Raw genomic sequence first — 5,919 nt, forward strand, 5'->3', positions numbered from 1 at the left:
GTACACGTGCTTCCGCCCGGCACGCCGAGAGCACGCACCAGACGCCGCAGGGCCGCCCTCCGGGCGACGACAGGAGTTTGACGACAGGCCCTAGGGCCCCCCAGGCGGGTCGGCGGGTCGGGAGCGGGCCAGGGCGAACACCCCGGCGCAGATCAGGCCGATGCCGAGCAATTGGGGCAGCAGCCACCAGCCCGCCCGGAGCCGTTCCTCGTACAGCAGCACGCCCAGCGCGACGCTGACGCTCGCGTCGCCCAGGGTCAGCGCGGGTTGGGAGGCCACCAACGGGCCGCCCTGCATGGCGTGTTCGAGCAGCAGCAGGGCGCAGACCCCGCTCGCGGCGAACGCGTACGTCTCCCAGCGCGTCAGGAACGCGAGCAGCCCCCGCGTGCCGAGGACGGACACGGAGGACTTCATCAGGGCGGCGGTCAGGGCGTAACAGACGGCGGTGGCGGCGCCCAGGCATCCGGCGCGGGCCCGGCCCGGCGGGCGTCGCAGGCCCGTGGCGGCGAGGACGACGACGGCGAGGGCGCAGCCCGCGAGGGCCGGCGCCCACCGGTCGGGGGGCACGTGCGTGCGGTTCCCGGAAGGGGAGGCCGCGACGAGGGCGACGGCCAGTCCGGCCACCACGCCGGCGACGGCGAGCCACACCGCCGCGGGCAGCCGGTCGCGGGTCAGCAGCGAGGCGATCAGCAGGGCCAGCGGCAACTCCAGGACGAACAGGGGTTGCACGAGCGTGAGCGCGCCGGTGGCCAGGGCGACGGCCTGCCCCACCCCGGCCGCGATCACGGCCAGGATCCCGACCACCCACACCGGGCGGCGCAGGAGGTCGAGGATCAGACCGGGGCGAAATCCCTCGCTCTGCGGCACGGTCAGCGCCGCCCTGCGCTGCAGGACGGTGGCCAGGGCGTTGCTGAAGGCGGCGAACAGGGCGAAGAACACCGGGAGGACGAAACCCATGGCCCGATCCTGGCCCGGCCCCGCCCGTCGGGCCGCGCGCCGGCCCGGCCGGGCCGGCGCGTTCCTCCGTCCGGACCCCGGCGGCCCACCGGCCGCGGCCGGTCAGTCGCCGGCGGTGGGGTCGGGTACGCGGACCCCCTGGTCGGCGGCGGACAGCAGGGGAAGGGCCGCGAGGTGCTCCTCCGGCACGGCGAAGGCCTCCGTCAGCGCCGCGAGGTGCGGGGCCAGGCGGTCGCCCAGGGCCCGCAGCTCGTCCGGGAAGGCGAGCACCTGCGCCGCCGTGAGCCGGCCGGCCGCCAGCAGGGGTCCCGTCGCGGGGCGCAGCGCCTGGAGTTGGAAGAGGGCGCGGAGGTCGTCCAGCACCCGCCGGGCCGCGGGGTCGGCCGTGCGTTCCACGGCGGCCGTGAAGGCGTCCGAGGCGAGGGTGTGGGCGCGGGCCGCGACGAGTTCCAGGGCGGCGGGCGCGGCGTTGTTCCAGCGGCCCAGGGCGTCCTCGGGGTCTCCGGCGCGCAGGTCTCGCCGGGCCCGGCGCTGGGCCTCGTGCTCGACGGCGGTCAGCAGGGGCCGCAGGAAGGCCGGGTCGGTGAGCCGCTCGCCTCCGTCGGCGGGTGGTGGGGGTTCCGGCAGGGCGTACTCGAAGATCATTTCGGCGCCGGCCTTGCACCACACGGCGAGGTTGTCGCCCTCGGCGGTGATGGCGCCCTCGATGTCGGGCGGGTAGTCGGCCAGGCCGTTGACGGGGAACAGGCCGCGCGCCCCGCAGCGTTCGCGGGCCTCGACGGCGATGTCCCGGGCCTGCCAGGTGATCCACCCCTTGGCGATGGCCGCGTTCCGTTCCGCCTCGGCGCGCTCCCGGGGCGGGTGCGCACACCACCGCTCGGTGACGGCGCGGTGCAGGAAGGTCATGGCGTAGGCCCGGGCCGTGCACGACAGCAGCCGGTCGCGGTGGCTGCGGTGCGCGCTCAGCGGCACCCGGCGGCCCGCCGCCGGCCCGGAGACGTGCCGCAGTCCGGCGTAGCGGACGGCGGTGGCGAGCGCCGCGCGGCTGCCGCCGAGGGTGGCCGCGCTCATGCACAGCTTGCCGACGGTGACCCGGCCGATCGCGTGCAGGAACCGGCGGCGGGCGCTGCCCACCTCGCTGCGCAGCACCCCGTCCGGGTCGAGGCGTCCGTGCGGTCCCTGCACCAGGGCCGTGCGCGGCAGCCACAGCCGGTCGAAGGAGGTCACGCAGTGGTCGACCGGGGTGCCCGTGCGATCGGGCAGCGCCTCGACGCGCACGCCCGGCAGCGGGCCGTCCGGGCCGGTGAGGGGGGTGAGGAACAGGAAGACGCCCTCGTCGCGGCCGTCGAGGATCAGGCGGGCCGCGACCAGGGCGGACTTGGGCCCCCCGGCGGGCCCGGTGTTGGGCATGTACTTGCGGGCGCCGGGGCCGGGGGTGTGCAGGACGAAACCGTCGCGGACCGGGTCGTGGTGGGCGGTGGTCTCCAGGGCTGCGGCGTCGTTGCCGTGTGCCCGCTCGGTGCACAGGAAGGTGCCGGTCCGCTCCATCCGCAGGTAGGGGCCGAGGTCGCGCGGGGCGGAGATCGTGTCGTCCAGGAGGCTGCCGAGGAAGAGGTTGTAGTGGATGCCGGCGACGGTGGCCGCCGCGCCGTCGACCACGGACGTCCACTCGTGCAGGGCGGCGAGCGCCCGGGGGTCGCCGGCCAGGGTGGTCGGGGCCTCGGCGCCCAGGGCGCGCAGCCGCGCGTAGGCGAGTTCGTGGCGCCGCCGCGGGTCCAGGCCCTCGGTGCGGCGGAAGACCGGGCGGGTGAGGGCGCGCCGCCACGGGCCGTGCACCCCGCCGACCAGGACGTCGGCCGCGTCCTCGGACCGGTGCGTGGCCCGGTGCTGGGTGCCGTCCTCGGACCGGTGCGCGGCGGCCTCGGTCCCGTACGCGGTGCCCGCCGTCCCGGCCGTCGCGGCCGGTCCGGCTCCGGGGCCCTGGGGGCCTTCCCGGAACAGGGCCCGGGTCAGTTCCGCGACGAGGGCGCCGGCCGGGGCGCTCGCCACGCGCCCGCTCCGCGCCGTGGGGTCTGTGGGGTCCGTGGGGCTTAAGTGACTCTCGTGGGTGATCAACACGTCTCGGACAACGACACCCCACCGCCCGCGCAACGATCTTGATGCTTCGGTCCTGCGTTCGCCCGGCCCGTCGGACGGACGGGCGGGCCGCACCGCTCCGCCGGGCGCCCGCCCCCGGCGCCCTTCCGGTCGGGCCCCGGGTCCGGCAGGATGCCGGTCGCACCGGGAACTGACCGCGCGCCGCCGGGGAGCGGCGGCGGGCGCCGAACCCCGAGACGGAGGATCCCGTGTCAGCAGGGCACGAGCAGGAGTCGCGGGACGCGTTCTACCGCGACCCCTACCCGCTCTACGCCCGCGCCCGCCGGGCCGACGGGCTGACCTGGGTGCCGGAGGTCGACGCCTGGCTGGTGGCGCGCGACGCGGACGTACGGGAGGTCCTGCGACGCGCCGAGGACTTCTCCTCGGCGAACTCCCTGCTGCCCGACGTCCCGCTGTCGGAGGAGGCGCTCGGGGTCCTTCCGCGCGGCTTCGGGCCGCGTCCGACCGTGGTCTCCTCGGACGGCTCCGCCCACCACCGCCTGCGGGTCCCGCTGAACCGGGGGCTGTCCGCCGGCCGGGTGGCGGCGGTGCTGCCGTACGCGCGGGAGCGGGCGCGCGACCTGGTGGACGCCTTCGCCTCCGGCGACTCGGCCGAGCTCGTGGGGGCGTACGCCCGCCGCCTGCCCGGACTGGTCATCGGTCGGCTGATCGGGCTGGACGCGGCCGACGTCCCTCTGGCGGTGCACGGCGGTTACCGGGCCGAGGAGTTGTTCTTCCGGCCGTTGTCACCGCCGGAGCAGGTGGCCGCCGCCGAGGACGTCGTGACGCTCCAGCACCTGCTGGACGGCTACGTCCGCGACCGGCGGGCCCATCCGCGCGAGGACCTGTGTTCGGACCTGGTGGCCGCCCTGGCACCCGGCACCGGCGACCTCACCCTCGAACAGCGCCACGAGCTGGTGGCCAACCTGCAGAACCTGCTGATCGCCGGCTTCCTGACGACGAGCGCCCTGCTCTCCACCGCCCTGCTGCACCTGCTCACGGACCGGGAACAGTGGCGGCTCCTGTGCGCCGACCCGGGGTTGACCCCGGCCGCGGTGGAGGAGTGCGCCCGCTTCGACACCTCGATCCAGGCCTTCCGTCGGATCACGACCCGGCCGGTGACGCTCGCGGGCACGCGGCTGCCGGAGGGGGCCGCCGTGCTCGTGGCGTACGGATCCGCCAACCGGGACGAACGGCGCGACGCGCGGGCCGACCGCTTCGACATCCGGCGCCCCCCGGACCGGCGCCACCTCGCCTTCGGGCACGGCACGCACAACTGTCCGGGGTCGCGACTGGCCCGTGCCCAGTTGGGCCTGACGCTGGAGTTGTTCACCCGTGCCCTGCCCGGTCTGCGCCTGGACGAGCGGTACCCGGCGCCGTCGATGCGGCCCACCCTGATCCACCGCTCGCCGCCCGCGCTGCACGTGACCTGGTGAGCGGCCGGGGCGGCCCGGCGGCCGGCGGGCGCGCCCCCGACCGGCGCAATGAGGGGGCGGCGCCTGGCCCGGGGCGACCCTGGAGGCCCTGGCCGGCACCGGGCCGCCCGGGTGGGAGGAGCCGGCGGTGGCAGCAGCTTCCGAGGAACGCGGGCCCGTCGACGCGGACGGCGGCGGTCGGTACGGGGAGGCGCTCTTCCGCCCCGAGGAGTCCGGGGAGGGCGCCCGCATCGACCACGCCGCGGTCGTCTACGACCCCTTCACCCGGAGGCGGCTGACCGCCCTCGGGGTCGGCCCGGGCCTGCGGTGCCTGGAGGTGGGGGCCGGGACCGGGACGGTGGCCCGCTGGCTCGCGCACGAGGTCGGGGTCGGCGAGGTGGTGGCCCTGGACCGGGACACGAGCCGGCTGGAACCGCTCGCGGGACCGGGGCTGCGCGTCCTGCGGGCCGACCTGAGGGACCTGGTGGACCTGACCGGCCCGACCGGTCCGACGGGGCTGGAGGACGAGACGGAGCTGGGCACCTTCGACCTGGTCCACGCCCGGTTCGTCCTCATGCACCTGCCCGAGCGGCGGGCGCTCGTCGGCCGCCTCGTGGAGCGGCTGGCCCCGGGCGGGTACCTGGTCCTGAGCGACGCCCTCGACGTCCCCGATCCGGCCGACACCGGGTCGGCGTACCGGACCACGATCGACGCCATGTGGCGCACCCTCGCGGCGACGATCGGCACGGACACCGGCGCGGGCCTCGCCCTGCCGCGCGTCCTGCGCGCCGAGGGCCTGCACGACGTCGCCGCCGAGCTGGTGTGCCCTCCCCTGACGGCGGGCGGGCACCTGGCCGCCTTCTGGATCGAGACGCTGCGGCGCATGCGGGCGGACCTGCTGGGGGTCGGCGGGCTGGACCCGGCCACGCTCGACGAAGCCCTGGCCTACCTCGCCTCCCCGGAGTTGGCCGAGCTGGCCCCCGGCATGCTCACGGTGTGGGGTCGGCGGCCTCCGTAGGGTTGTTTCGATCGGATGCGCGCCGCCATGCGTGCGAGCGGTGATCCGGGGCAGACGCCGGAAGAGAACCGAGTCGGCAGGGGGCCCCACCGCATCAGGAGGACACCGTGATCATCTTGGGCATCATCCTTCTCGTCATCGGATTCGTCACCGGCATCAGCATCCTGTGGACGATAGGCGTCATCCTCCTGGTCGTCGGGGCGATCCTGTGGATCATCGGCGCCATGGGACACGCGGTCGGCGGACGCAAGCACTACTTCTAGCGGCCCTGCCGCCCCTCGCTTCACCGCATCAGACCGGCGGGCCGGGAACCCCCCCAAGGGGGGTGACCGCCCCCCCGGCGCGGGGGCGGCGCGCGGGCGGGGCGACGTGGGGAGGGGGCGCCCGGGGGCC

At 76.5% G+C, this 5,919-nt stretch carries 5 protein-coding genes; 3 read left to right on the forward strand and 2 right to left on the reverse strand.

Going from position 1 to position 5,919, the window contains the following annotated elements; genetic code table 11:
• Positions 1-90: 90 nt before the first annotated feature.
• Together AB0D01_RS39425 and AB0D01_RS39430 are read right to left on the reverse strand one after the other, a co-directional pair.
• Positions 91-957: a DMT family transporter gene (locus AB0D01_RS39425; RefSeq protein WP_363064200.1), complete on the reverse strand. Its 867-nt coding sequence runs from the start codon at positions 955-957 to the stop codon at positions 91-93.
• Positions 958-1,059: 102 nt separating this feature from the next.
• Positions 1,060-3,006, reverse strand: coding sequence for an acyl-CoA dehydrogenase (locus AB0D01_RS39430; RefSeq protein ID WP_363064202.1), 1,947 nt, complete (start codon positions 3,004-3,006; stop codon positions 1,060-1,062).
• A 296-nt stretch (positions 3,007-3,302) separates the two neighbouring features.
• On the opposite strand from AB0D01_RS39430, the gene AB0D01_RS39435 reads away from it, so the two are divergent.
• The 3 genes from AB0D01_RS39435 to AB0D01_RS39445 all read left to right on the forward strand — a co-directional run bounded on the left by AB0D01_RS39435 (position 3,303) and on the right by AB0D01_RS39445 (position 5,789).
• Entirely contained in the window at positions 3,303-4,529 is a 1,227-nt protein-coding gene (locus tag AB0D01_RS39435; protein ID WP_363064204.1) for a cytochrome P450, read from the forward strand.
• Between the two features lie 127 nt (positions 4,530-4,656).
• On the forward strand, positions 4,657-5,526 hold the full coding sequence (locus AB0D01_RS39440) for a methyltransferase domain-containing protein (protein ID WP_363064206.1): 870 nt from the start codon (positions 4,657-4,659) through the stop codon (positions 5,524-5,526).
• Between the two features lie 107 nt (positions 5,527-5,633).
• Positions 5,634-5,789, forward strand: a complete 156-nt coding sequence (locus AB0D01_RS39445; protein ID WP_363064208.1) for a DUF6131 family protein — start codon at positions 5,634-5,636, stop codon at positions 5,787-5,789.
• Positions 5,790-5,919 lie beyond the last annotated feature (130 nt).

The organism is Streptomyces sp. NPDC048606, from assembly GCF_040650855.1.
Taxonomy (GTDB): domain Bacteria; phylum Actinomycetota; class Actinomycetes; order Streptomycetales; family Streptomycetaceae; genus Streptomyces.